The sequence below is a fragment of the Novosphingobium sp. UBA1939 genome (genome assembly GCF_002336885.1).
Taxonomy (GTDB): Bacteria; Pseudomonadota; Alphaproteobacteria; order Sphingomonadales; family Sphingomonadaceae; genus Novosphingobium.
On the sequence record NZ_DDFB01000137.1, the window covers coordinates 16,073 to 41,881 of the forward strand.

A 25,809-nucleotide genomic window follows, 5' to 3' on the forward strand; every position below is an offset into this window, starting at 1 on the left:
CAAATTCCAATGAGGGAAAGGGGAGTAATCGATGCATCGCAAATTCTGCCTCGGGGCGTCCGCCATCGCGATGGCGCTGACCGCTTCACCGGTTCTGGCGCAGGGCGCGCCGCAGTCTGACGCCGGCGCCGGTGCATCGGCCGATGTGGGTGGGGACATCATCGTGACCGCGCAGCGCCGCAGCGAACGCCTGCGCGACGTGCCGATCGCCGTCACCGCCCTGTCTGGCGAGGCGCTTGAGCGGCTGCACGCCAACAACATCTCGCGCGTCGAATTCGCCACGCCCGGCTTTACCTGGGGTTCGCAGGGTTCGGACTCGTTCCCGGCCATTCGCGGCGTCCGCACCAGCCTCGTTTCCGCCCAGACCGACCCCGTGATCGGCTTCTATGTCGACGGCATCTATCAGAGCCGCACGCAGCAGCAGAGCATTCCGCTGTTCGACGTGGCCCGCGTGGAAGTGCTGCGCGGTCCGCAGGGCACGCTGTACGGCCGTAACACCTTCGGTGGCAACGTCAGCGTCGTCACGTCCGATCCGACGAAGGATCTTGGCGCGGGCATCAATATCGACAAGGGCAATTTCAACTCGGCCCGGATCGACGGATACGTCAACATCCCCGTGTCCGACACGCTGCAGCTGCGCGTGTCCGGCGTGTTCCAGCGCCACGATGGCTATGTCCGTTCGACCACGTCGGACGTCGTGCTGAACGACCTCAACGAGAACGCGCAGCGCGTGGTGCTGAAGTGGAAGCCCGACAGCCGCCTGGAAGTGACGCTGCGGGCTGGCACCTGGCGCCGTGACGATGCGGGCGCGGGTTCCTATGGCTACAAGGTCGCGGGCACGCTGATCAACCCGGCCACGGGCTATCAGTCGATCAACGGCAGCCCCCTGGCGGTAAACCCCTCGGTGCCCAACGGTTCGCCCAACGTTGCCGGGCGCGATGTGGGCCTGCCGGTCACCGGCGGCGCGTGGACCAACGATTGGGACTATCAGCCTTTCGAACACATCAAGGAAGACTACGTTTCGGGCCAGATCGCCTATGATCTCGGGTTCGCGACGGTCAAGTCGATCACCGGCTACACCCACTTCCGCGCGCATCGCAGCGCCGACAACGACCAGTCGAGCAAGGTGTTCGAAGCCTATGGCTACGGCTCGGGCATCCAGGAACCCAACACCCGGTCCAACGCGTTTTCGCAGGAAATTCAACTCGCCTCGAACTCGCGCTCTCCGCTCGAATGGTTGATCGGCGGCTATTACCTGCATGACTCGATCTTCGAGACCTACCAGCAGAAGATCACCGCGCCGGGCGCGACGACCAATGGCTTCAAGGCGGATTCGGACATCACCACCAACGCCTATGCCGCGTTCGGTCAGGCCAGCTACGCCATCGTGCCGGACAAGCTGAAGCTGATCGGCGGTCTGCGCTACAGCCACGAAAAGAAGGCCTTCATCTTCTCCGACTACGCGGACGCGGCGCCGGGCACCTACAACTTCGTCACGCCCTATGTGACGACGAAGGGTTCGCCGGGCTTCAACAGCTGGACCTGGCGCGCGGGCATCCAGTTCACGCCTTCGCGTTCGACGATGATCTATGCCACCGCGTCCACCGGCTTCGCGTCCGGCGGCGTGAACGACACCGGCGGCAACCCGCTGATCCCGGCTTCCTATGCGCCGCAGAAGGTTTCGGCCTATGAAGGCGGCGTCAAGTCGCTGATCCTTGGCGGCAAGGGCCAGATCGAGGCGTCGGTGTTCTACAACCGCTTCTCGAACCTGCAGATCAACGTCTATACGCCGCTGGTGTCCTACTTCGGTTCGGCCGGCAAGGCACGCAGCTATGGCGGTGAAGTCGCGCTGCGCCTCAATCCGGTGGCTGGCCTGCACATCGACACGACCGCGGCGTTCATGAACGCCAAGTACACGAGCTATATCAGCGGCAACAACTTCTTTGGCCTGTCGAATGGCACGGACCCGGTCTCGCTGAACCTTGCCGGCAAGTCCATTCCGCAGTCGCCGAAGTTCAAGTCGACCGTTGCGGTGTCCTACGATCTCGATCTCGGCGATGCCGGCACGCTGTCGCCGATGGGCACCTGGCTGCATTCGAGCAGCTACTACGTCACCGACCGCAACACCCCGCTGGATTTCCAGAAGTCCTACGACAAGTTCGATGCCTCGCTGCGCTGGAGCGACAAGAACGACCGTACCTTCGTGGAAATCTATGGCGACAACCTCACCAACCGCGCGGTCCTGCTGAGCGGCGTGATCGGTCGCCGCCAGCGCATGCAAGTCTCCTATGGCGCGCCGCGTACCTACGGCGTCCGCGTCGGCACGAAGTTCTGATCTTCACGCGGGGCGGGACAGGTTCCCGCCCCGTCATTGTCTGTTCTCCCTCTGGCCGGGCCCTGATCGGGTCCGGTCATTTTTTGTGCGCGCGGCAAGCGCCGTTCGCCGGCCACGGGGCGAACCGAAGCCGTCAAAATTCGGAAATGCGAGAGAGGCGGAATCGCCGGGTTTAGACGGCCGTTGCCTCGATCAGCCGGGCAAGGGCGAACAGCGCGCCCTCGTTGGCCACCGGGGCCAGGAACTCGATGCCCACGGGCATGCCGTTCGCGGCGAACCCGGCGCAGACCGTCAGCGCCGGCCAGCCGCTGCGCGCCGCCAGCTCGGGAGCCCAGCCGCCCTTGGGGTTTTCCAGATCGTCCGGAATGGCCTGCGAGGTCGGATAGACGAGGGCATCGATAGCTAGCGCCGCGCAGGCCGCGCCGAGATGCCCTGCCAGGGCCTGGTGCCGTGCCAGGATGCTGGCGGTTTCGCGGTCCTTCGCCGCGATCCGCGCGGCGAGCGCCTTGGCATGATCGGGCAAAAACGCCTCTCCGGCAACGATCGCATCGAGCGAGGCAGGGGCGGAGCCGGGCAGGAAGTTCGATGCGAGATAGGCATCGAAGGCCGTCGCGAACTCGGCATCCACGATATGCTCGCCATGCCCGGGGTTGAGGTTGGCCGGCAGCGCGGGCAGGTCAACCAGCGTGACGCCCGCTTCGGCCAGCCGGTCGAGCGCGGTGGCGCATACAGCATCCACGGCGGCGTTGGCGCCGAACACCTCGCGCACCACCCCGATCCGGCGTGGCAGCGCGGACACGGACACACCGTGGCCCATCGCCGCGAGCAGCAATTCGGCGTCCGCCACCGTTCGGGCGATCGGGCCGACCGTGTCGGTGGACGGGGCGAGGGGGGCGATGCCCTGCATCGGCAGCGCGCCGTGGGCGGGCCGGAATCCGACCAGCCCGTTGTAGGCTGCGGGGATTCGGATCGAACCGCCGGTATCCGTGCCGATCCCGCCCAGCGCATAGCCCTGAGCCACGGCAACGGCGGCGCCGCCGCTCGATCCCCCGGCGCTGGCGTGCGGAGCCCGGGGATGGAGGACGTCGCCGCCCAGCGAACTGCGCGAGCGGATTTCGAACGAGAATTCGGACAGGTTGGTCTTGCCGACGATTACCGCACCCGCATCGCGCAGGCGTTCGACGATTATGGCCGATCGCCGGGGCATCGCGCCGGCAAGCGCGCGGCAGCCCGATGTGGTGGGCACACCGGCAAGATCGATGTTGTCCTTGAGCACCAGCGGAATGCCATGGAGCGGCCCCGCTGCGGTGCCCTGCGACCGGGCGCGGTCGGCGGCCTCCGCGTCCCGCGCCGCGTGCGGATTGAACGCCAGCATCGCGTGGAAGCGATCGCCGTCCCTATCCAGCTTCTCGAGCACCTGATCCAGCAAGGCACGGGCGGTGGTTTCCCCACGCGCCAGCATCGTCGCCGCGGCCGCTATGCTGGCCGGCGGTCCGGTCACGCGCGCGTGCGGTCCAGAAGGGCAGCGGCGCCCTTGAGCAGGAAGGCGTGGTCCGATTCCAGCAGGAACAGCGTCGCGCCGTGCTGCCGCCACAGCGGGACGTCTTCGGCCCGCGCCACGAACATGCCCACGGGGCGGCCATGGCGGCGCCCGGCGGCGCAGATCTTTTCGACGGCGGCGATCACCTGCGGGTTGTCCTGGCTGGACGCGCCATAGGCGACGGTCAGATCCGCACGTCCCACGAACAGCGCGTCGATGCCCGGCACGGCGGCGATCTCGTCGATGGCGTCCACCGCTTCGGGATCTTCGATCTGGGCAATCACGGCGGTATTGGCCGCACTTGTGGCCAAGTGATCTGCCATGGTCCGCGTGGTATAGCCCGCCGCGCGCGATGATCCGGCATAGCCCCGGCCACCCGCGCCATAGTGCGCGTACCGCACGAGCGCTTCCGCCTCCGCCCGGGAACGGACGTGCGGCGCGACCACGCCGGTGGCTCCGCAGTCCAGCGCGCCAAGGATCTGTTCGGGCGACGTGACCGGCACCCGGACCAGAACCGGCTTGTCCGCCGCGCGGGCCAGCGCGACGCACAGGTCGATATCGCGCCGGTCGAACGGCGCGTGCTCGGCATCGAGGCACAGGCAGTCCAGCGCCGTCAGCGCCAGGACTTCCACCACGATGGGCGATGGGGTCTTGATGAACGTGCCGACCAGCAAATCGCCGGCGTTCAAGCGTGCCTTGAATGTCATTCCGCCGTCCATCCGCCATCGACGACCAGGCTGGTGCCCGTCACCATTGCGCTGGCATCGCCGGCGAGGAACAGCGCCGCGCCCATCAGGTCTTCCACGGTGCCGAGCCGGCCCAGCTTGATCTTCTGGAGCACGCTGGCCCGGAATGCCTCGTCTTCGAAGAACGGTTTGGTCATCGGCGTCTCGATGAAGGTTGGCGCGATAGTGTTGCTGCGGATGCCGTGCGGCGCAAGGTCGAGCGCGAAGGCCTTGTTCATGCCTTCCAGCGCCCACTTGCTGGCACAGTACAGGCTCCGGTTCGGCCCGCCGACATGGCCCATCTGGCTGCCGATATGGATCAGGCTGCCCTTCACGCCATCACGCAGCATGGCCTTTACGCAATGCTGCGCCACGAAGAACGCCGCTTTCACGTTGAGGTCCAGCACCGCGTCGTAATCGGCCTCGTCCACCTGCCACATCGGCATGGGGCGGTTGGTTCCGGCGTTGTTGACAAGGACGTGGAACGCGGGCCGGCCTTCGAAGAAGGCGGCAACCGCGCCCATGTCCGCCACGTCGAGGACGGCCGCTTCGGCCACGCCGCCCGCCTGCCCGATGGCGGCGGCTGCTTGCTCGATTTCGCCTTGCGTCCGCGCGGCGAGCGTGACCGCCGCGCCCGCCTCGGCAAGGGCCGCCGCCATCGCCAGCCCGATGCCCCTGCCGGCACCGGTCACCAGGGCCCGGCGCCCGTCGAGGCGGAAAGACGGCGTGGCGGGCAGCATCAGGCGCGCGTCAGTTCGCTCGGGGTTGCCTGCCCGGCATAGGGCACGTCACGCCCGCCATAGCGCCGCACGCGCAGGTTGGCCTGTTCGCCGTGCCCGGCAAAGCCTTCCAGCGCGCAGAGCCGGCTGCAATATTCGCCCACCAGCGCGCTCGCCTCGTCGGTGAGCACCTTCTGGTATGTGCAGGTCTTGAGGAACTTGCCCACCCACAACCCGCCGGTATAGCGCGCCGCCTTCTTCGTCGGCAGCGTATGGTTCGTGCCGATCACCTTGTCGCCGAAGCTGACGTTGGTGCGCGCGCCCAGGAACAGGGCGCCGTAGTTGGTCATGTTCTGCAGGAAATAATCCGGATCGGCGGTCATCACCTGCACGTGCTCGCTGGCGATCTCGTCGGCGATCCTGACCATTTCCTCGTAGCTTTCGGCCACGATGACCTCGCCATAGGTTTCCCACGCCTTGCGGGCATGATCGGCGGTGGGCAGGATCTGCAAAAGGCGCTCGATCTCGGCCATCGTTTCGCGCGCGAACTTCTCGCTGTTGGTCAGCAGCACGCCGGGGCTGTCGGGGCCGTGTTCCACCTGCCCGAGAATGTCGGTGGCGGCCATTTCCGGGTCGCAGCCGATCTCGTCGGCGATGATCAAGGTTTCGGTCGGCCCGGCGAACAGGTCGATGCCCACGCGGCCGAACAGCTGGCGCTTTGCTTCGGCCACGAAGGCATTGCCGGGGCCGACCAGAATGTCGATCGGGTCGATCGTCTGCGTGCCGATGGCCATGGCGCCGATCGCCTGGATGCCGCCCAGCGCATAGATCGCGTCCGCCCCGGCCAGGGCTTGCGCGGCCACGATGGCGCGGGCGGGCTTGCCCTGGAACGGCGGGGCGCAGGTGACGACGCGCTTCACGCCGGCCACCTTGGCGGTGATCACCGACATGTGCGCCGACGCCAGCAGCGGATACTTGCCTCCCGGGACATAACAACCGGCGGCGTTGATCGGCACGTTCTTGTGGCCCAGCACCACGCCGGGCATCGTTTCGACTTCCACGTCCTTCATGGAATCGCGCTGGATCTGCGCGAAGTTGCGCACTTGCGCCTGTGCGAATTCGATGTCCTTGCGCTCCTGCGCGGTCAGGCTGTCGACCGCGGCATCGATTTCGGCCTGCGAGAGGCGATAGTCTTCGCGGTCCCATCCGTCGAAACGGATGCTCATCTCGCGCACCGCCGCATCGCCCCGCGCCTCGATGTCGGCCAGCGCCGCTTCCACCGTATCGCGCACCTTCCGGTCGCCCTCGGCCTTCGCTTCCGCCGTCGCCCCACGCTTGAGATAGATTGCCACTCAACTCTCCGTCTTCGGATTTGCATTCGAATGCAAACGGTGTGGCAAGCTTGGTGCGGCAAGTCAAGGGCAAGGCGGATGCGAAGCCTCGGGGCGCGGTATGCATCGCCTGGACGATGCCGGCGCCGGCGGCTAGCGGCCGGGTCCTTGCCCGACCAATTCGGCTTCCCGTGTGCAGGCGGTCGGGTCCGGCACCGGGGCATGCGCGCGCAGCCTTGCCAGTTCGCGCGCGGCAGCGGCAAGATCGCGGTGATAGGCAGGCGAGGCCTGCAGCATCGCGAACATCGCGCTGCCGGCAAGCCAGCCCGCTTGCACCGCGCTGTGCGAATGGACACCGCAGATCACGCGGCTTTCGCCGTAGGCGCGGGCGCGCGCGAGCAGCGGTGTGGCGCGATCGGGCAGCAACTGAACCAGCACCAGCGCTTCCAGCCAGCCGTTCGCGGCATGGCCCGAAGGATAATCGCCGTTGCGCGCCAGATGATCGGTGCGCGGCTCGCAAATGGGCGCGTCCGTGCCCAGATAGGGCCGCGCCTTGCGATAGTGCTCCTTCACCGGCCCCACCATCTCGCCCGTGCCGATCCGGTCGAGCAGCGCGGCCAGCGCTGGCGCGCGGCGGGCATCTATCCGCATCCCCATGGCGCAGGCATAGCGATCGAGCGGCGCATTGGTCACGTCGTCGGTCGCCATCCGCCAGCGCGGGCTTCCCTCGAGCGCGCGGGTGGCCCGATACAGGGCAACATCGGCGTTGTCCTGCGGGCTGCCCGGCGCGGGGGGAAGGGGCAGCACGGCCACCCCGTCCGGCACGCGCGCCGGCGCCACGTAAGGCGCCTGCGCTGCGCCCGAGGTTGCCGCGAGCGCGAGCGCCACGCCCGCCGCCAGCCAACCGCGCCGCACGCGGTCAGGCCTCGATGCGCATCGGGCCGATGCCGGGATCGGTCCGCCCGGCGCGGCCGTTTTCCACCTTGCCGGCAAAGCGGCGCAGGAAGGCCGGTTCGCTGTCGGTGCGGATGGTGAGGTCGTACCAGTTGTCGCTCGGGCCAAGCCGCCACAGGTCGCTCACCCGCTTGCCCGGCGCCACGGACACCGAGCGGATCGGCGCGGTCTGCGCGCGGTAGGCGGGATCGAGCGCGATCGCGAACGTCACTGGCGCGGCTCCACGATTGACCAGCACGAGTTCCACTGCATCCATTTCCGGCCGGTCGATACACAGCGCCTCAACGTGCGCGCCAAGTGGCCCGGCGAAGCGCCGCCACAGCCCGTTAGGGCCGCGTAGGGTGAGGTCATAGGCGTCGGCGGTTGCGTCGGCAGCGGGGAGGGGGGCATCGTGCCACTGTTCGCTGGCGAAGCGGTCGCCCGCGCCGATGGTGTAGTGCCATGGCTCCTGCCGGTCGGTGTTGTCGTGGACGGTGAAAGCCGCGCCCTTGGTCCCTGTGTTCGCCAGCGACAGGCGGAAGCGGCGCGCGGGCGTGACTTCGCCCGTCACCGCGAGGCGATAGGGCAGGGGGCGATGCGGGCGCTGGCCGGGCATTTGCGCGGCGGGCTCTTGCCGCGCCGGAATGGCGTTGGCGGTGCCCGCCGCCGAGCGGGCCACGCGGTCGCGGAAATCGGCGGTATCGGGCAGCGCGCGCGCCGGGCGTGAGGGATCGGCGCGCGTGAAATCGAACGCGGACGTCAGATCGCCGCATACCGCGCGGCGCCACGCGCTGATGTTGGGTTCGCGCACGCCGAAGCGCCCCTCCAGAAAGCGCAGGACCGAGGTGTGGTCGAACAGTTCTGAGCAGACGAAACCGCCCCGGCTCCACGGCGAGACCAGCATCGTCGGCGTGCGGATGCCCAGCCCGATGGGGTGGCGCGCGCCATGTTCGGCGGCCCAGGCGCTTTCGGCCGACCAGTCCTTCATCTCGCCGTCGAGTGGCACGGTGCTGTGCCCGCGATAATCGCCCACCGGCGGCACCGGCGGCGGCATGTGGTCGAAGAAGCCCCCGGCCTCGTCGTAGTTGAGGATGAACACAGTCTTGGCGAAGACTTCCGGGTGATCGATCAGCGCCTCGATCAGCTTTGCGGTGACGTGTTCGCCCTTGGACGGTTCGGCCTTGGGGTGTTCGGACAGGTCCGCCGCCGTGACGATCCACGAGACCGCCGGAAGCTGGCCCGCCGCCACGTCGGCACGGAACGCGGCGACGAGCTGTTCGCCGTCCGAACGGGTGCGGTCCGGCCCCTGCCGATGTTCGCTGACCCAGGCCCGCCCCCGGCGGTATAGGTCGGAATCGGGCGGGCAGGGCCGGAACGGCGGGAATACCGAGAGCAGGTTGTCGCCGAAATTGTCGTATTCCTGATAGACCTTCCACGCGATGCCGGCCTGCTGCAGCCGTTCGGCATAAGTCGTCCAGCGATAGGCATCGGCGCGCAACGGCTGGTCGGTCGCCATGTCGGCGCTGGGCGTCTCGTCCTCGCCGTAGTTGCTCATTTCCGGATCACCGCCGACCGTGCCGCCACCGTTGCAGCCGGTGAACAGGTGCAGCCGGTTGGGATAGGTCTGCGTCATGGTGGAGCAGTGATAGGCGTCGCAGACGGTGAAGGCGTCTGCCAGCGCATAGTAGAACGGCAGGTCGCCGGCGGTGTAGTGCAGCATCCGGTTGTGCAGTTCGCCGGTGTGGCCCCAGCGGTCGTAGCGGCCCCGGTGGAAGATGTGCATGTTCTCGCGGTGCGACTGGTCCGCGCCGTCGACGGTGAACGAGCGGGTCGTGTGCGAATCGCCGTGATAGGGCAGGACATGCCCGTCGGGATGCTGGTCCGAAGGCTGTGCCCACACGGCGCGTCCACCCGGCAGGCGCAGCGGGCGGGGATCGCCCAGCCCGCGCACGCCGTTCAACATGCCGAGATAGTGATCGAACGAACGGTTTTCCTGCATGTGGATGACCACGTGCTCGACATCCATGATCGAGCCCGTGTGGCCCGCCGGCGCGATCGCCAGCGCCCGATCGATCAGGCCCGACCACAGTCCGCCTGCCGAAAGCGCGCCCGCCACGCTGCCCGCCTGCGCCGTCGCCTTGAGGAAATCGCGCCGGTTGCCGCCGCTTCTGCTCATGCCCGTGCCTTTCTCCGTTGCCGTCAGCCGGTCTGTAAATGTCGCCAGCCAGTCATATTTTTGGTATAGTCCAAAACTGCTACAGATTGACGACGCCCGGAGCGGTGCCGGGCTGCATAAAGCGATGTGCAGGCCTTGCATTGCCGCGGCAGGAATGACGGGAAACCGAATGACGACGACCAGAATTGACAGGATTTTCCGGATTATCAATGAATTCGGTGACCATCACTACGGCGAGGCGATCTCCCAGCTCGAGCACGTGCTGCAATGCGGGCACCTGGCGCGGACGCAGGACTGCTCGCCTGCCATGGTGGCGGCATCGCTGTTGCACGATATCGGGCAATTCATTGACGATGCGGGAAATGCTGCGGAGCACAAAGGCATTGATGCGCGTCACGAGGTGACGGGGGCTGCGTTTCTTTCTCCGTTCTTCGCGCCTGACGTGACCGAGCCGGTCCGCCTGCATGTCGATGCCAAGCGTTATCTCTGCGCGGTCGAGCCGGGTTATGCGGAAGGCCTCAGCGGCGCTTCGCTGCTCAGCCTGCAACTGCAGGGCGGCGCGATGAACCCCGATGAAGTGGCCTCTTTCCGAAGCAACCGCTGGTTCGAGGACGCGATCCAGCTTCGCCGCTTCGACGATCTGGGCAAGCGCAAGGACTGGCAGGTTCCCGATCTGGAAACATATCGCCCGCTGCTTGCGGGTCTGCTGCTACCCGAAGGTTGAAAGTGGTGCGACGATGGGCTCCTGCGCGGGGGCCGTTCCATATTTTGATGCAGGCGCGAAAGCTGTAACGCCGATGTAATGGCAAACTGGTTTATACCAGTTGACTGAAAAATCGATTCGCAGACGCCCCACCGGCCGGAAGCTCTCCGCTTCCGGCAACGGGTGCGCCTTGCCTTTTCGGATCGTCCCGCCGGTGCGGGGCGCAGTCGGGGTTCTTGCGTTCCTGGGGAGAAACGACATGGCAGGTTACAAGCGCGCGCGGCAGGGCCGCGCGCTGTTCCGGGCGTCTGTGGCGATCGCGTCGATCGTTGCCGGCACCGCCGCGCACGCCGACGAAGCGGCCGATGCGCCCGATTCCATAACGGTCACCGGCCAGCGCCTGAGCACGGTGGCCGCGATCGAGGAGAAGAAGAAGGCCGACAACGTCATCGACATCATCTCGGCGGACAACCTGGGCAAGCTGCCCGACGCCAACGTGGCCGATGCGCTGGCCCGCATTCCCGGCCTGTCGGTGATCGTGAACCAGGACACGGGCGAGGGCGAATACGTGGCCATTCGCGGTCTTTCGGGCACGTACAACGCGGTCTACATCAACGGCGTGCGCGTGGCGCAGACCGATCCGGGCAGCCGCGACGTTTCGCTCACCGTGCTGCCCCCGAACGGCCTTGCCTCGATCCGTGTGACCAAGACGCTGACCCCCGACCAGGATGGTGACGGCATCGGCGGCTCGATAGATTTCCGCACGCCCACCGCGTTCGATTTCCAGAACGACCTGACGCTGCGCGCCTATGGCGCGGCCGGCTTCAACCAGCAGGCGAAGGACGCGGGCGAAGCGGCGGGCACCTATCAGGGCCAGCTCGATTTCGGCAAGCGCTTCGCTGATGGCCGCTTCGGCGTGTTCATCTCCGCCAACTACGGGATGAACCACGGCAACGGGCAGGAAACCGAAAACGACGGCGAATGGGAACCCTATCGCTGGCGCAAGGACAGCCATGAAGCGATCGACCAGAGCAACATGCATCTGCCGGGGATCGATCTCGATTACCGCCGCCTGCAGCAGAAGCGCTATGGCGGGAACGTCTCGTTCGACTATCACGGCGATCACACGCAGCTTTACCTGCGCGGCCAGTATTCGCACCAGGAACAGCGCGGCACCAACGACGTGACCGACTACCGCAGCCGCAAGACCGCGCGGCTGACGCAGGTGAACCTTAATGACACCACGCTGGTCCAGCCCGACAAGGCGGTGATCGGCACCGGCGCCAAGGGCCGCATCTACAGCTATACCACCAGCCAGATCGTCGATGCCGACGGTGATGGCGTGATTACCGACGCTGACCGCAATTCCAGCCAGTATTGGTCGCTCAACGGCCGTTCCGGCGTGTGGAACCCGCAGGCGTTCCAGTTCGCGCGCAACTTCTCGACGATCGACCAGAACCAGACGCTCTACACGATCGACCTGGGCGGCCACACCGACGCCGGTCGGCTCCAACTGGATTACGACGCCAGCTATTCGGGCGGTTCGCGCGCCACGCCGGAAAGCTATTCGATCAGCTACAACTGCGACAAGTGCACCTATCCGCTCAACGCGCAGGGGCTGGACTGGGTCTCGGCCGATCCGCGCTTTCCGCACGTCGACCTGACCGGCCCCGCCGCCAATGTCGAACATGACTCGTCGCTGCTGCCGTTCGACGGGCTCAACGTATCGCGCGATCGCCAGAAGGACAGCCGCATCGCCTTCCGGTTCGATGCGCGCTATAATTTCGAAGGCAGCGTGCTCGATTACGTGAAGGTCGGGGCCAAGTTCCTCCAGTCGAAGCGCCAGTACGATTACTATCCCGGCTACGGCGGCGATCTTTCGGGCACGCCGCTCGATGGCCTCAACCTCAAGCAGTCGGGGCTCGTCCAGAAGGAAGTGATGAGCGTGCTGGGCGGCCAGTACTATTACGGCGACGTGTTCAACCGCGACAAGGTGGTCGCCGCGATCAATGCCGCGATGAAGGCCAACGGCTTCACCGACAGCGGATTGCCCGATCTGACGCAGCGCAAGCGCGGCACCGAGCGCGTCTATGCCGCCTATGCCCTTGCTCATTTCCACTTTGACGCGCTGCAGGTGATCGCCGGCACGCGCTTCGAACGCCGCGAGACGCACAACGTCGGCTGGTCCGACGACAGTGCCGGCAGCGGCTTCATCGCGACCGACCGGGGCTACAACGTGCTGCTGCCCAGCGTGACCGCGATCTGGCGCCCCGACGACAAGAATGTCGTCCGCGCCGCGATCTGGACCGGCTATTCCCCGCCCGAATACGGGTTCATCGCCGCCAGCCAGTCGGTTTCGCGCAATTCCAAGGGCGAAGTGGTCGGCATCTCGCGCGGCAACCCGGATCTAAAGGCGGCGCGTGCGCTCAACCTCGATCTCTCGCTGGAAACCTATCCCGATGCCACCAGCATCGTTTCGGCGGGCGTGTACTACAAGCGCATCTCGAACTTCATCTTCACCGGCGGGAACGAGGTCAACGCCAACACTTCGGTCGGCACCGTCGTGATCGACCAGCCGCAGAACGGGCAGAGGGCGACGATCTACGGCGTCGAGCTGAATATCACCAAGGGGCTGCAGGGCATCACGCCGCCGTTCGACGGCTTCGGCATCGAGGGCAACATCACCGTGCAGAAGTCCAGCGCGGAAACGGGCCTTGCCTATCGCGCCGGCAAGCCGATCCGCTTCGTCAACACGCCGCACCTGATCTATAACGCGGCGCTGACCTACCAGAAGTATGGCGTCGAGGCGAAGCTCTCGTACAACTATCGCGGCAAGTACATCGAATCGCTGCGCGACAACGCGGTCGACAAGTGGGTCCAGCCCAACCGCAGCCTCGATTTCCATTCGCGCTACAACTTCAACAAGCACTTCGCGCTGGATTTCGATGTGGGCAACATCCTGGGCGGGTGGAAATACTACACCACCAAGGGCGACAACCCGAGCTACCAGAAGGACTACATGGAGCCGGGCCGCACGTTCCTGTTCCGCGCCAGCTACGTGTACTGACCCCCCTTCCAGATCTGGCGCGGGGGCATCCCTCCGCGCCATCCACGCCGCCCGGCTCCCTCACTGGCCGGGCGGCGTTTTGTTGGGTGTGATCGCCCGCGGTGATCTGCACCGCGAGCCGGGCCTCCGGGCGTCGATGATGTAAGCGCTTGCGCTCGTTCCGTTGGCGCGGTAGCCCGATGAAAAGAGGCCATCGCCGGTTCCGTTTCGCATGGCCTGCGGGAGAAGATCGTGATCCACACCGTTCTCGCCACGGGCGACCTTGCGATGGATCGCGATGACTATGACGCCTGTTTTGCGGGCACAGCCGATCTCCTGCAAAGCGCCGACATCGTGTTTGGCCAGCTTGAAACCAGCTTCGCCGAACGGGGCGTAAGGCTTCCGCAGGCGCGCCACGCCGTACTGGCCCGTCCCGAAGGCGCCGCAGCGCTTGGCCGGGCCGGGTTCGACGTGATTTCCATGGCCGGCAATCATGTGATGGACTGGGGCGTCGACGCCTTCTTCGAAACGCGCGGGCATCTGCAGGCGGCCGGCATCAGTGTGGTCGGTGCGGGGGCCAATATCGTCGAGGCGCGCCGCCCGGTGCTACGGCAGCTTCCTGACGGAACGCGCGTCGCCTTCCTCGCCTATTCCAGTATTCTGCCGCACAGCTATTGGGCGGACGAGCGCCGGCCGGGCTGTGCGCCGATGCGCGCCTTCACGGTTTATGAGCAGATCGAGCACGATCAGCCAGGCACGCCGCCGCGCATCCACACCTATCCCCATCGTGCCGATCTTGCCGCGATGGAGGCGGATATCCGCGCGGCGAAGCGCGAAGCGGATGTCGTGCTTGTTTCGCATCATTGGGGCATTCATTTCGTGCGCGCGGTGATCGCGGACTATCAGCGCGACGTTGCCCGTGCGGCGATCGCCGCGGGGGCTGATGCCATTTTCGGTGGCCATGCCCATATCCTGAAGGGCTGCGAGGTGATCGACGGCAGACCGGTATTCTATTCGCTGTGCAACTTCGCGACCGACCTGCGGATGGACCCGGCGCATGCGGCATCGAAGAGCTTCAATGAAATCCGCGTTCTGGCGGAGGAATGGGAGCCCGATTTCGACAGCCTTTACAATTTCCCCAAAGCCGCGCGCCTGTCGATGATCGCGCGGTTGGGTATCGCCAATGGCCGGGTGCGGCAGGCCGGCTTCCTGCCCCTGGTGATTGGCCGCGACGCGGTACCGCGCGTGCCTGCGCCGGGGACCGCGGATTTCGCGGCGGTGATCGATTACATGGCTGCGGTGACGGACGAGGCGGGGCTCAACGCGCGCTATCGCGTGGAAAGCGACATGGTCATCGTGGAAGCGGCGCAATGAGCGCGCGCCACCGTCGGTTGTCGCTGGCCGCTTTTCCGATGGAAGCCACGGTCTTCCTCTATCTGCTGGCCTATCTGCCGAACGTCATCGTCACGCGTCTGGTCACCTCGGTAACGCATCCCGGCCTGGGACGGCCGTTGACCGGGCTGGAAACGCTGCCGGCCTCGCTGATCATCAGCATGGTCCTGACGTGGGCGTTCATCTGGATTTCGGGATGGCACCGCGATGCCCACGCCGTGCGGGTGGCCGGCATGCGCTTGCCCGTGCCGACGCGTTATACGCTGCTTTCGGGGCTGGGGACCGCGCTCGTGCTGTTCACGGTGCCGCTGTCGTTCACGATCCGGGATGTGAGCATCCCGTTCATCCAGCTCATCATGCGCGGCGATGTCCTGGTTATCGCGCCGCTGGTGGACATGGTATTCGGACGCCGCGTACGCTGGTGGAGCTGGGCGGCGCTGGCCATGGTGCTGCTGGCCTTGCTCATCACCTTGACCGATCGGGGCGGCCTCAAGCTGCCGCCCATCGCGATCGCGACGGTCGTGCTCTACACCATCGGCTATTTCCTCCGGCTCGCGGTGATGACCAAGATTTCCAAGACCGGAGATGCCGCCTCAGTCCGACGCTACTTCGTCGAGGAAAAGATGATCGCGCTGCCCTTATCGGTGGCAGCGCTCGCACTGATGTCCGCGTCCGGCATCGGCGGCCAATCGGGCGAGCTTGCCTGGGGCTTCGTCAGCGTGTGGACGGACCCCGTGCTGTGGCCGCTGTTCTGGATCGGCTGCACGCTGACGTTGATTTCGGTGCTGGCGATCCTGATCCTGCTGGACCCGCGCGAAAATGCCTATTGCGTGCCGCTGGAACGCGCGGCGAGCCTGGTCGCCGGGGTTGGCGGATCGGTTCTGCTCGCCTTGTTCTGGGGATTGAAGATGCCGCGCCCGGCCGAACTCGTGGGCGCCGGCATTCTGATCGCGGCGATCGTACTGCTCTCGCTCGCCCCCCGGCTGGCGGGGCGATGATGGCGTCGCCCGAAACCGGCATCAGTGACATGCTGACCCGGCACATCGCCGCGATGCGCTGGGAGGGCTTGCCCGACGATGCGCGCGCCGCCGCCGCCCGCGCATGTCTGGACGCAACCGGGGTGATCTACGCCGCCAGTGGCCTTGCGCACGAAGCGCAGCCGTTCGTGACGCTGGCCGCGCGCGGTGGAGAGGGGCCGTGCAGCATTCTTGGTACCGGCATACGCGCCATGCCGGTCGGCGCCGCCTTGGCGAATGGCGCCCTTGCCCATGCGGTTGATTACGAGGACGCGTTTGATCGCGCGCCGGCCCATCCCAACGCCTCGCTCGTCCCGGTGCTGCTGGCGCTGGCGCAGTCCGAAGGCCCGGTGGATGGCCGGCGCTTCCTGACGGCGCTGGCGGTCGGTGGCGACATCGCCTGCCGGATGGCGCTTTCGCTCAGGCAGCCCATGGAGGAGGGAGGATGGTATCCGCCCCCCATCGTCGCGGCCTACGGTGCCGTCGCCGGGGCGGCCAACCTGTTGGGGCTGAATGCCGCGCAGGTGAAGGACGCGCTGTCCATGGTCCTGTGTCAGGCAACCATGCCGGGCGAGATCAAACACAGCCGGAGGACGGTGCTGCGGGCGGTGCGCGAGGCCTTTCCCGCCCAGGCCGCGCTTACGGCGGTGCTACTGGCGAGAGAGGGGGTTGCGGGGTTCGAAGCCCCGCTGGAGGGCAAGGCCGGGTTCTACGCGCTTTACGCCGGTGGCGCCTTTTCGGCCGACGATCTTGCCGATCGGCTGGGTACGCATTTCTGGGGTACGGAGCTGACATTCAAGCCCTGGCCGAGTTGCCGGGGAACGCATCCGTTTATCGAAATGGCGCTCGATCTGCGCGCCCGGCACGGTTTTGCCCCGGCCGCAGTCGCCGGCATCGATGTGGAGGTCGATGAGGTGCAGCACATGCTGGTCGATCCGCTGGAGCGCAAACAGGCGCCGGCCGTCGCGATCGACGCGAAGTTTTCCATACCGTTTACGACGGCGCTGGCGCTGACAAGAGGTGGCGTCGGCCTCGACGATTTCGGCGCCGACACGCTGGGCGACCAGCAGGTGCTGGCCCTATCGGCGCTGGTGCGGCCGCGTGTTGCGAAGGCGCCGGCCTGGCAGCGGGGCACCGGCGGGGCGATGGGCATCCGGCTCCACGATGGGACGTTCCTGGAGGCGATGGTGCCCGATGCGCTGGGCTGCCCGGCGCGGCCGCTGCCGCCTGCGGCGCAGCACGCGAAGTTTGTCGATTGCCTTGCCCATGCCGCGTTGCCGCGTGGCCGGGATCAGGCGGAACGTCTGGCGGCCGCGATCCTCACGCTGGATCGTTGCGAAGACGTGGGCAGCCTGTTCGCGTAATCGTGCGCAAACCGCTTGCAGGCGGCGGTCCTGCTGGGCTGCCGCGCTATCGGCCGTGTTCAGAACAGCGCGCGGATTTCCGCGCGGCGTTGCGATTGTCCGGGTAGCCCGTCCGCTTCCGGCTCGTCCGTGGGCAGGGCGCCCGTTTGCGCGCGGGTCTCCACGATCATGCCCGGCAGAAGCCGCCGCAGGGTTTCGGCGATGCTGGCGGCACGCGCGGCGGCAAGGCCGGCCGGCTCCGCGATAGTGCGGCCGGACACGGGCGTCGGGTCGGTTGCGGCAAATCCGGTGACGACAAGCTTCCTGGGGTGAGCCGCACGAATCCAGGTGACCGCGTTATCGATCAGCCAGTCGTCGTACTGATAGACGAGGAAGTCGTTGCCGAACTCGAAATAGACCGGGAACGTGCGCTCGGCGTAGGGACCGGGCGGCACTTTCCGGGGCACGGATAGCGGATCGATGTTGCGGCGGGGCAGCTTGTAGCGCCGGCCCGCGTATCCTTCCGCCGGCAGCATGTGGCGCGGGCAGGGCGTCTCCAGCCGTGAAGTCCGCACCGGGTCCAGCACCGTCGCGCCGCAGGGCGTCGGCGGGTCGGCGGAGACCCGGCCTTCCACCAGCACTTCGCGGTTCCAGTCGGGTTTGTAGGGGCTTTGGCTCACGTCGTAGCGGATCCCGCTTTCGCGGTCGTCCGCCAGCCAGCAACCCGATTTGCGGCCGGAATCGGCATCGCGATAGACGGGGCAGGCGATGAAGCGGACAAGTTCGCCCGCCTGTTGCGCCTGTGCCGACAACGGCGCCGCCAGCACGACGAACCATCCGGCTGCAATCGCGATCCGTTTCATCACAGCACGCTCATCAGATTGACGAGATCCTGTTTCTCCTGCTCGGTATAGCCGATGGAGTAGCGACGCTCGTAATAGTCCACGATCCCTCGCAAGTCCTTTGCCAAGCCGTTGGAGAAGTACGGCGCGCGGGCGGACAGCCCGCGCATGGATTGCAGCGTGATCTTGCCGACATCGGCGCAGCGGCCACTGGTCAGCGCGAAGCCGGGGTCATAGGTGAAGATGACCCGGCCATAATGCGGGTGCGGCGCTTTCAGGCAGGTGACCTTGAACAGCGGCAGATCGGCCCAGGGATCGGCGAAGGGCAGCGTCGTCGTGCCGAGGTCGACCTGCCCCGGCGCCACATCGTTCCCCATCTGGCTCATGTTGTGACAGAACACGCACGAATTGCGCACCGGATTGCCGAAGCCGATGCGGGAATTGATGCCGGCCGTATCGGTGATGAGAAACATCTTTTCGCGGAACACGCGCGCGCCACGGGCTACGGACTGGCGGAAGGCCAGTTGCTGTGGGGTCAGGGTGCGCGCATCTTCCGCGCTGATCTTTTCCCAGCCGGTGAATTCGCTCCACACCGGCTCCCCGATGCTGCCGAGCGCGCCGGGCTGCGAATCCCGCAAGCGCGCCGGCCCGGCCCGGGCGCCGGTGGTGTTGACCGCACCGCCGGTCTTGCTTGCCTGCTGCGCGGTGAAGATGCGCAGTTCGAAATCCTCGATCCGCCTGCGCTGCTCGGGCGTCAGCCTGCGCAGCATCTGCAGGTGGCTGGCCGCGGCGTCTTCCATCTGGATGCGCAGGTTGCCGGCGCGGTTGTCCGCCATGAGATTGCCGGATTCGGGCTTGCCCGTATCCGGATCGAGCGGCAGCGCGTAGCCCTGCTTGGGGTCATAGGGGAAGCCGACCGCCAGCAGGTATTTCATGTTGGCGACCGGGCGCGGCCGGCGATAGACCGAGATCCTGCCCGCCGCCGGGCCATAGTGCGGACCGCTGTTGCAGCCGTTCGGATCGCGCACCACGTCGATCGAGAAGTCCGGCGTCACCGGCTGGCCATTGAACTGCCGCACCGGCCACGGGCGTTCGATGCGGATCAACCCCCGTTCCAGCAGCAGCGAATGCGATGCCCGTTCCGCCTGCGGCAACGTGGGGCAGTTCGAGCCGTCGTAGGCCGCGAACAAGGGGTCCTTGCCGCCGGTGCGCTCCCATTGCCGCCGGGCGCTTTCGGCAGACAGGCTCATGGCATCGGCCGGCTGGTGGCAGGTCACGCAGGCGCGGCCGTTAGGGCCGAGGGGCTCGAAGAACGGGTGGTCCTTCGTCGGCATCGGGCCGTCGACAAGCAGCGCGCGTAACGTGCCGTTGGCGTTGTCGTAGTCCAGCTCGGCCGGAAACACCCGGCCTTCGCCCGGTGCCCACCAGCGGTCCGGCGCATCGCCGCCCCGCGCGCCCGCCGAAAGGGCAAGCGTCAGGACGGCGATTGCGGGCAGGACGTGGTGGAACCGGATGGACTTGAACACGGTGCGCATCACGTCCTTCCGTTGCCGTCAGTTGCCGATCTCGACCTTGATGCGCAGGCCGTAGGTGCGCGGGGCGCCATAGATGATGCCGCCGTCCGCGCTTGAGCTGTTCTGGATCTGCGTGGCGATGTAGGTCTTGTTGGTCAGGTTGTTGACGAAGGCTTCCAGCTTGTACTTCTTGCCCAGGTCGAACGTCAGGCGCGCGTCGAAGATGTCGCGTCCGGGAACCAGGGTGTTCACGCTGGGGAAGGGCGTGGCATTCTGCCGCGACAGATGCGACCACTGGATGCGCGGCGTCACGTCCACGCCCGCCAGCGCGAGCGTGTATTGCGCGCCGGCATTGACCGTCCATTTCGGAGAGAAGGGCAGCACCCGTCCCTTGGGCACGAAGCGCAGGTTGGTGGGGCAGCCGGGATCGGTGCCGGCCGCGTTGGTATCGGAGATGCAGGCCGAATTGTTGAACTTGGCATCGAGATAGCCGACGCCGGCGTTGGCGGCGAAGCCGCCGAACTGGGCGGTCAGTTCGAGTTCACCGCCCTTGGAGCGCCCGGCCAGCGCGTTCTGCGTGGTGGGCAGGCCGCCGACAAGGCTCGACAGCTGGATGTCCTTGTAGTCCGAATAGAAAACGTCGCCGTTCACGCGCAGGTGGCGGTCGAGGACTTCCGTCTTGAAGCCCAGCTCGTAGACGAAATTGCGCTCGGGCTTGAAGTTGGGCGTGTTGGGCGTGAGGTTGACGCCGCCCGCCTTGTAGCCCTTCGACGCGGTCAGGTAGATCAGCCCGTTGCCGTTGAAGTGATAGTTGACGCCAACCTTGCCGGTCAGCTGGCTCGAGGCCTGTTGGCTGACGAAGGGCAGGGTAAAGCCGGCGCCCGGAACGGCAAAGCGGGTGTAGACCTGCTTGTCCCAGCTGTAGCGCGCGCCCGCGAGCAGTTCGATCTGAGGCGTCACGTAATAGTTGATCTGCCCGAAGATCGATTGCGAGGTGTTCTTGGCGGTGGTGATGATGCTGCTGTTCGATTGCAGCAGCTGCGTGGTGTTGCGGTTATCGCGCAGCAGCGTCACCGGAACGGTCTCGTCCATCACGAACGCGCCCAGCACCCACTGCAACGGGCCCTTGCCGGTCGAAAGCAGGTTCACTTCGCCGATCAGCGTCTTGAAGCGCGTATCGCCGTTGCTGACCCGGCCCGGGAAGCGCGCGGTGTTGGCGCCGGTTGTCGGCAGGTTGGCCGGAACCGGCAGCGCGGTTGCGGTGCGGTCGCCGTCGGTCTGGTCGTGCGTGAAGCCGTCCTGCCACGAAACGAGCCCGCGCGCCTGCACGGTGTCGGCCACGTCGTAGCGCGCCTCGGCCGAAATCCGGTAGCCGGCCTGATTCTGGAACGAGGGGGCGTCTTCCTCGATAACGAACGGGTTGGAGGAGACCGCGTCGTTCCGGTTCTTCACGGCGTTGTTGTCGGTCCGCACGTCGAAATATTCGCCGCGCACGTTGACGTTCAGCTTCCCATCCATGCCGCGCAGGCGCAGGTTGGCGCGGATAGCGTCCATGTTGAGGTTGCCGGGCTGGCTCAGCGCGTTGGCGGCGATGTTCCGCGTGTAGCTGTCACGCTGTTCGTGGACGTAGGCGACGCGCAGGGCAACGTCCTCTCCGCCGATATTGGCGGCCACGACGGCGCGATAGCGATCATAATTGCCCGCGGTGAAATCGCCCACCGCGAAATTGCTGCCGAACTCGGGCTCGGGTGTGCGGACGTAGACCGCGCCACCGGTCGAATTCTGGCCGGTCAGCGTGCCCTGCGGGCCGCGCAGCACCTCGATCGAACCGATGTCGAAGAAGCTCTGGCCGATGAACTGTTCGTGCGGGATCAACTGGCCGTCGATGTAATAGGCGACGCCCGGGTTGGATGTGGGGGCGGACTGCGCGATGCCGACGCCGCGGATATTGATGAACGTCGATCGGTTGAAGGTGTTGATCGCCACCGATGGCGCCACCTGCTGCATGTCGTTGAGGTTCGACACGCCCTTCCTCTGCAGATCCTCGCCCGACAGGACCGTTGCCGAGATGGGCACATCCTGCAGGCTCTGCGTGCGGCGTTCGGCGGTCACGACGATGGTCTGCAGCGCGCCGTCGTCCTGCGGGCTGTCGGCCGTCTGGGCCAGCGCGGGGAGCGAAACGCTGCAAAGAAGGATGGACAACGCAGGGCGCGCCGCACGTGCGATGGTGGTCATGGTTTCCTCACCCTCATGAGAATTGTTTGTGGCGTTGGCCGATAACGCATATGTAAGCCCTTGCATAGATGCTTTGTCACGCCGTTGACCCGATAGCGTCCGTCAGTGCGCGCGATTGCGTTGTTCGTGTGCCGACGGGAGGCGTGAAAGCGCGCAGCAGAACGCAAAGGCGGTTGTCAGCAGCAGCGCCAACGCCAGCCGTAACGGGGTTACCGGGGCGAACAGGCCGAGGATTGCCATGGCGCAGCCGCTGGCAAGCATCTGCGTCGCCCCGGCGAGGCTGGCCGCGGTTGCCGCGAACCCTTCCTCCGCAAAGATCGCGGCATGGATCGCGGCCGGTCCGATCATGCCGGAGGCCACGCCCAGCAACATCATCGGGGCGACGAGTGGTACCGGGCCGATGATCCCGCGGTAAGCCAGCCATGTGGCAAGCAATGTTCCACCCAGAGCGATCGCTGTGCCTGCCAGCAGCGCATCGCCGCGGCGCTCGGTCAGGCCGACCAGGCGCGTTCCGGCGATGCCGGCGCCCGCGATGGCAAGCAGCGCCGTGCCCGTTTGCGCCGGTGTCAGTCCGAACTGGCGGATCAGCAGGAAAGGAGCGCTTCCCAGAAACATGTAGAGGCTGCTGCTGGCGCAGGCGAGACTTCCCGTCGCCAGCAGAAATCCCGGGTTCGACAGGAGTCGGGCATACCCTTTGAGAAGCCTCGCCGAACTGGCCCGAGGATGGGCGGTGGAGGAGCCGCTGGCAGGCGCACCGGTCCTGTCCCGCGTTTCCGGAAGCAGAAGCCACGATGACGCGAACGAGGCGCCGCCCACCAGCGCCAGCATTCCCAGGATCATGCGCCACCCGCTGTGAGTCACAATGAGCCCCCCGATAACGGGCGAGATTGCCGGGGATAGCAGGACGATCGTCATCAGCGTGGCCTGCCTGCTTGCGGCTTCCACGCGATCGAACAGATCGCCCACCATGACGCGCGATGCCACGACTCCGGCCGCTCCACCCATCGCCTGCAGCAGCCGCGCGCCAAGCAGCAGCGGGAAGTTCGCGGCAAGCGCGCCGCCGGCCGCGCCCAGCATGTAGCAGGCCAGGCCCAGCAGGAGAACGGGGCGGCGGCCCCAGCGATCGGCAACAGGCCCCGCGATCAATTGGCCGCAGGCAAGGCCGCCGAGATAGACGCTCACCACTTGCTGGGCGCGTGCGGGATTCAGGCCCAGCTCGCCGGCCAGCACTGGCAGGGCCGGCACCAGCATGTGGATCGCCATCGATCCGAGCGCGGCCACGCTCGCCAGGATGGCGATCGTGCGCAGGCCGTGGCGGCGCCCGGCCTGACCGTTCACGCAGCGGCCTGTGCGCGCGCGGCGACCGTCCGGGCGATGAGCGTCAGGCTGGCGCACAATGCCGCGATGCCGACCAGCAGGAGCGTCGGCGGCGTGAACGAGCCGGTTGTTTCCTTCAGGTATCCCATCACGGGGGGCACGGTGGCTCCGGCAAGGCTGCCGGCCATGTTGATGACGACGATGCCCATTGGCAGGCTTGCGGGCTTCAGCATCCGCGTCGGTATTGCCCAGAATGCCGCGACCGTGCAGCCGGTGCATGCGCCCCCGATGATCAGCGCGATCAGTCCGGGCAGGCTGGCGCCGGCCCAATCGGCAACAAGCAGGCCGAGTCCGCCGAAAAGTGCGGGCACGGCGACGTGGAGATAGCGTTCTCCCGTCTTGTCCGAATGGCGCGCATTGAGGACCAGGCCGATGCCGCTGGCCGCCCACGGTAGCGCGACGACCAGCCCCGTGGCGCCGGCGCTCAGGCCTGAAAGGCCTTTCACGATCTGCGGCAGCCAGAACATGATCCCGTAGTTGGAAGCCAGGATGCAGAACCAGATGGCGCAGCACAGCCAGCCGACCGGATCGCGCAGCACCGCCCAGCGCGCCCCGGTGGCGTGCGCGTCCGGCATGGCACCAGGCTTCGACGCGCCTTTGATGTTGCCGTGGATCCACGCGCGTTCCTCGGGCGTAAGCCAGCGGGCATCGTCCGGCGAATCCGGGAAATGCAGCCATGCGAATGCCGCAAGCGCGAGGGCCGGGAGCGCTTCGGCCAGGAACATCAGGCGCCAGCTTTCCATCCCCAGCGGGTGATCCAGATCGAGAAGCAACCCGGAAACCGGCGCGCCGATGACCTGGGCCACCGAGATGGATGTGATGGGGATGGCGAGGATCGATGCACGGTACCGCTCGGGTGCCCACTGGCTCAGATAGAGCATCGTGCCCGACGAAAGGCCGCCTTCGGCGAAACCGATCAGCACGCGCAGGCCATACAGTTGCCATTCGGTGGAGATCATCGCCATCGCGCAGGACGCCAGCCCCCACGCGGCGGTTATCGCCGTGAGCCAGCGGCGCATCCCGATGGCTTCGTACAGCAGCACGCTGGGATATTTCGCCAGCATGTAGCCCACGAACAGGACGCCGGCGCCGAAGCCGTACTGGGTGCCCGACAGGCCGAGGGCGCGGTTCATATCGAGGGCGGCAAACCCCACGTTCGTGCGGTCTATCGCGCCCATCAGCACATAGAACGCCGCCGGGACGACCAGATGCAGCAGCACCTTGCGGCCCACCGATCGTTCAACGGCCGGCACGTCCTGCGCTTCGTGGTGCTGTTTCACGCATTCTCCCCATTTTATCGGCGGCATCGGTGTCCGTGAGGGAAGATGATAGCGCTTGCATATGCATTCGTCGATACTTATGCATCGCGCCATGAAAACCACCGTTCCGCAGGATTTCGATCCAGAAAAGCCCGAGGACTTCGACAGCGCGCATCGCGAATATGCGCGTTTGCGACGGGAATGTCCGGTGGCGCACACCGATGGCCTGGGTGGTTTCTGGGCGTTGACGCGTTATGACGATGTCAAGCGTGCGGCCTCGGATTCTTCCACGTTCATCACTTCTGTGCAGAACGTGGTGCCCAAGGTGGCGTACACGGGCCGCCGGCCGCCGCTTCACCTCGACCCGCCCGAGCACACGCCCTATCGCAAGGCTCTTAATCCACTGCTTTCGCTGGAAAAATCGGAAGCCTACGCGGACAAGGCGCGGGCGCTGGCACAGCGGCTGCTGACCCCCATGGTCGCGAAGGGTGGCGGCGACATCTGCGTCGAATTTTCCAGCTATCTGCCGGTCCATATCTTTGGCGAATGGATGCGCATGCCCGATGCCTGGCTCGATACCCTGCATGACGCGGGCCGGGCCTTCATCCTGGCGGTCCATTCCAACACGCCGGAGCGGATGAAGGAAACCAGCTTGCGCCTGTATGAAATGGCGCGCGGGCTGATCGCCATCCGGCGCGAGCAGCCGCAGGACCCCGAAATCGACCCGACGAGCGCGCTGCTGGCCGCGCGGCACGAGGGTGAGCCTTTCCCCGAGGAACTGCTGGTCGGCACGGTGCGTCAGGTTCTGGTGGTCGGCATGGTCGCGCCGATGGTGATGATCGGCAACATCTGCGTCCATCTTTCGCGGGACCCGGAGTTGCAGCAGCAATTGCGGGCGGACCCTTCGCTGATTCCGGCCGCGATCGAGGAATTCCTGCGCCTTTACACACCCTATCGCGGCTTTGCGCGCACCGCCGTGTGCGACGTGGAAATGGGCGGACGGACGATTCCGGCAAACGAGGCCATCGCGCTCGTCTATGCTTCCGCCAACCGGGACGAGGAGGTGTTCCCCCAAGGCGATACGTTCATCCTCGACAGGCCCAACATCGCCCAGCACCTCGCCTTCGGGCGGGGTCCGCACAATTGCCCCGGCGTGCACCTTGGCCGGATGCAGCTGCGCGTGGCGCTGGAGGAGATCCTCGGTGCGACGAACAGCTTTTCGCTCGATGGTCCGGTAACCGTGAGCCGCTGGCCGGAAATCGGTGCGCTTTCCGTTCCCTTGCGCTTCGCGTAACGCGATTGCGCACCGGGGGCGGGGCGGGC

At 66.4% G+C, this 25,809-nt stretch carries 18 protein-coding genes; 7 read left to right on the forward strand and 11 right to left on the reverse strand.

Going from position 1 to position 25,809, the window contains the following annotated elements:
- Window positions 1-31 precede the first annotated feature (31 nt).
- Entirely contained in the window at window positions 32-2,335 is a 2,304-nt protein-coding gene (locus tag B3547_RS17895) for a TonB-dependent receptor (protein ID WP_292965334.1), read from the forward strand.
- 172 nt (window positions 2,336-2,507) lie between these two features.
- Here the strand turns inward: B3547_RS17895 and B3547_RS17900 are convergent, their stop codons facing one another.
- From B3547_RS17900 to B3547_RS17925, 6 genes are all read right to left on the reverse strand, one after another.
- Window positions 2,508-3,836 carry an amidase gene (locus B3547_RS17900; RefSeq protein WP_292965337.1) on the reverse strand — a complete coding sequence of 443 codons (1,329 nt, stop codon included), beginning with the start codon at window positions 3,834-3,836 and terminating at the stop codon, window positions 2,508-2,510.
- Window positions 3,833-4,582, reverse strand: coding sequence for an HpcH/HpaI aldolase family protein (locus tag B3547_RS17905; protein ID WP_292965340.1), 750 nt, complete (start codon window positions 4,580-4,582; stop codon window positions 3,833-3,835). Before B3547_RS17905 ends, B3547_RS17900 begins: the two co-directional genes overlap by 4 nt.
- Window positions 4,579-5,343: an SDR family NAD(P)-dependent oxidoreductase gene (locus B3547_RS17910; RefSeq protein ID WP_292965920.1), complete on the reverse strand. Its 765-nt coding sequence runs from the start codon at window positions 5,341-5,343 to the stop codon at window positions 4,579-4,581. Before B3547_RS17910 ends, B3547_RS17905 begins: the two co-directional genes overlap by 4 nt.
- Window positions 5,340-6,671, reverse strand: a complete 1,332-nt coding sequence (hisD, locus tag B3547_RS17915) for a histidinol dehydrogenase (RefSeq protein WP_292965342.1) — start codon at window positions 6,669-6,671, stop codon at window positions 5,340-5,342. The genes B3547_RS17910 and hisD overlap by 4 nt, the downstream gene beginning before the upstream one ends.
- 132 nt (window positions 6,672-6,803) lie before the next feature.
- Window positions 6,804-7,565: an acid phosphatase gene (locus B3547_RS17920; protein ID WP_292965344.1), complete on the reverse strand. Its 762-nt coding sequence runs from the start codon at window positions 7,563-7,565 to the stop codon at window positions 6,804-6,806.
- 4 nt (window positions 7,566-7,569) lie between these two features.
- On the reverse strand, window positions 7,570-9,759 hold the full coding sequence (locus B3547_RS17925) for a phosphocholine-specific phospholipase C (RefSeq protein WP_292965346.1): 2,190 nt from the start codon (window positions 9,757-9,759) through the stop codon (window positions 7,570-7,572).
- A gap of 169 nt (window positions 9,760-9,928) precedes the next feature.
- Here B3547_RS17925 and B3547_RS17930 point away from each other — a divergent pair, with 169 nt between their 5' ends.
- The 5 genes from B3547_RS17930 to B3547_RS17950 all read left to right on the forward strand — a co-directional run bounded on the left by B3547_RS17930 (window position 9,929) and on the right by B3547_RS17950 (window position 17,280).
- Window positions 9,929-10,483 (forward strand): HD domain-containing protein, encoded by a 555-nt coding sequence (locus B3547_RS17930; protein WP_292965348.1) that lies wholly within the window; start codon window positions 9,929-9,931, stop codon window positions 10,481-10,483.
- Window positions 10,484-10,721: 238 nt separating this feature from the next.
- Window positions 10,722-13,529 carry a TonB-dependent receptor gene (locus tag B3547_RS17935; RefSeq protein WP_292965350.1) on the forward strand — a complete coding sequence of 936 codons (2,808 nt, stop codon included), beginning with the start codon at window positions 10,722-10,724 and terminating at the stop codon, window positions 13,527-13,529.
- A gap of 231 nt (window positions 13,530-13,760) precedes the next feature.
- Window positions 13,761-14,882: a CapA family protein gene (locus B3547_RS17940; protein ID WP_292965352.1), complete on the forward strand. Its 1,122-nt coding sequence runs from the start codon at window positions 13,761-13,763 to the stop codon at window positions 14,880-14,882.
- A complete protein-coding gene (locus tag B3547_RS17945; protein WP_292965354.1) occupies window positions 14,879-15,898 on the forward strand; it encodes a hypothetical protein in 1,020 nt (339 codons plus the stop codon). The genes B3547_RS17940 and B3547_RS17945 overlap by 4 nt, the downstream gene beginning before the upstream one ends.
- Window positions 15,895-17,280, forward strand: a complete 1,386-nt coding sequence (locus tag B3547_RS17950; RefSeq protein WP_292965356.1) for an MmgE/PrpD family protein — start codon at window positions 15,895-15,897, stop codon at window positions 17,278-17,280. The genes B3547_RS17945 and B3547_RS17950 overlap by 4 nt, the downstream gene beginning before the upstream one ends.
- A 59-nt stretch (window positions 17,281-17,339) precedes the next feature.
- On the opposite strand, the gene B3547_RS17955 is transcribed toward B3547_RS17950, so the two are convergent.
- The 5 genes from B3547_RS17955 to B3547_RS17975 form a co-directional block, all read right to left on the reverse strand.
- Window positions 17,340-18,122 (reverse strand): hypothetical protein, encoded by a 783-nt coding sequence (locus B3547_RS17955; protein ID WP_292965359.1) that lies wholly within the window; start codon window positions 18,120-18,122, stop codon window positions 17,340-17,342.
- Entirely contained in the window at window positions 18,122-19,636 is a 1,515-nt protein-coding gene (locus B3547_RS17960) for a hypothetical protein (RefSeq protein WP_292965361.1), read from the reverse strand. The genes B3547_RS17955 and B3547_RS17960 overlap by 1 nt, the downstream gene beginning before the upstream one ends.
- A gap of 18 nt (window positions 19,637-19,654) precedes the next feature.
- Window positions 19,655-21,850 (reverse strand): TonB-dependent receptor, encoded by a 2,196-nt coding sequence (locus tag B3547_RS17965; protein WP_292965364.1) that lies wholly within the window; start codon window positions 21,848-21,850, stop codon window positions 19,655-19,657.
- 102 nt (window positions 21,851-21,952) lie between these two features.
- Window positions 21,953-23,188, reverse strand: coding sequence for an MFS transporter (locus tag B3547_RS17970; RefSeq protein ID WP_292965367.1), 1,236 nt, complete (start codon window positions 23,186-23,188; stop codon window positions 21,953-21,955).
- Window positions 23,185-24,507, reverse strand: a complete 1,323-nt coding sequence (locus tag B3547_RS17975) for an MFS transporter (RefSeq protein WP_292965369.1) — start codon at window positions 24,505-24,507, stop codon at window positions 23,185-23,187. Before B3547_RS17975 ends, B3547_RS17970 begins: the two co-directional genes overlap by 4 nt.
- 91 nt (window positions 24,508-24,598) lie before the next feature.
- Between B3547_RS17975 and B3547_RS17980 the strand changes: the two genes are divergently transcribed.
- On the forward strand, window positions 24,599-25,780 hold the full coding sequence (locus B3547_RS17980) for a cytochrome P450 (protein ID WP_233497274.1): 1,182 nt from the start codon (window positions 24,599-24,601) through the stop codon (window positions 25,778-25,780).
- Window positions 25,781-25,809 lie beyond the last annotated feature (29 nt).

Coding starts and splice junctions, on each gene's coding strand:
- B3547_RS17895 (WP_292965334.1), top strand. CDS start 32: ATGCATCGCAAATTCTGCCTCGGGGCGTCCGCCATCGCGATGGCGCTG.
- B3547_RS17905 (WP_292965340.1), bottom strand. CDS start 4,582: ATGACATTCAAGGCACGCTTGAACGCCGGCGATTTGCTGGTCGGCACG.
- B3547_RS17925 (WP_292965346.1), bottom strand. CDS start 9,759: ATGAGCAGAAGCGGCGGCAACCGGCGCGATTTCCTCAAGGCGACGGCG.
- B3547_RS17930 (WP_292965348.1), top strand. CDS start 9,929: ATGACGACGACCAGAATTGACAGGATTTTCCGGATTATCAATGAATTC.
- B3547_RS17935 (WP_292965350.1), top strand. CDS start 10,722: ATGGCAGGTTACAAGCGCGCGCGGCAGGGCCGCGCGCTGTTCCGGGCG.
- B3547_RS17945 (WP_292965354.1), top strand. CDS start 14,879: ATGAGCGCGCGCCACCGTCGGTTGTCGCTGGCCGCTTTTCCGATGGAA.
- B3547_RS17950 (WP_292965356.1), top strand. CDS start 15,895: ATGATGGCGTCGCCCGAAACCGGCATCAGTGACATGCTGACCCGGCAC.
- B3547_RS17955 (WP_292965359.1), bottom strand. CDS start 18,122: ATGAAACGGATCGCGATTGCAGCCGGATGGTTCGTCGTGCTGGCGGCG.
- B3547_RS17960 (WP_292965361.1), bottom strand. CDS start 19,636: ATGCGCACCGTGTTCAAGTCCATCCGGTTCCACCACGTCCTGCCCGCA.
- B3547_RS17965 (WP_292965364.1), bottom strand. CDS start 21,850: ATGACCACCATCGCACGTGCGGCGCGCCCTGCGTTGTCCATCCTTCTT.
- B3547_RS17980 (WP_233497274.1), top strand. CDS start 24,599: ATGAAAACCACCGTTCCGCAGGATTTCGATCCAGAAAAGCCCGAGGAC.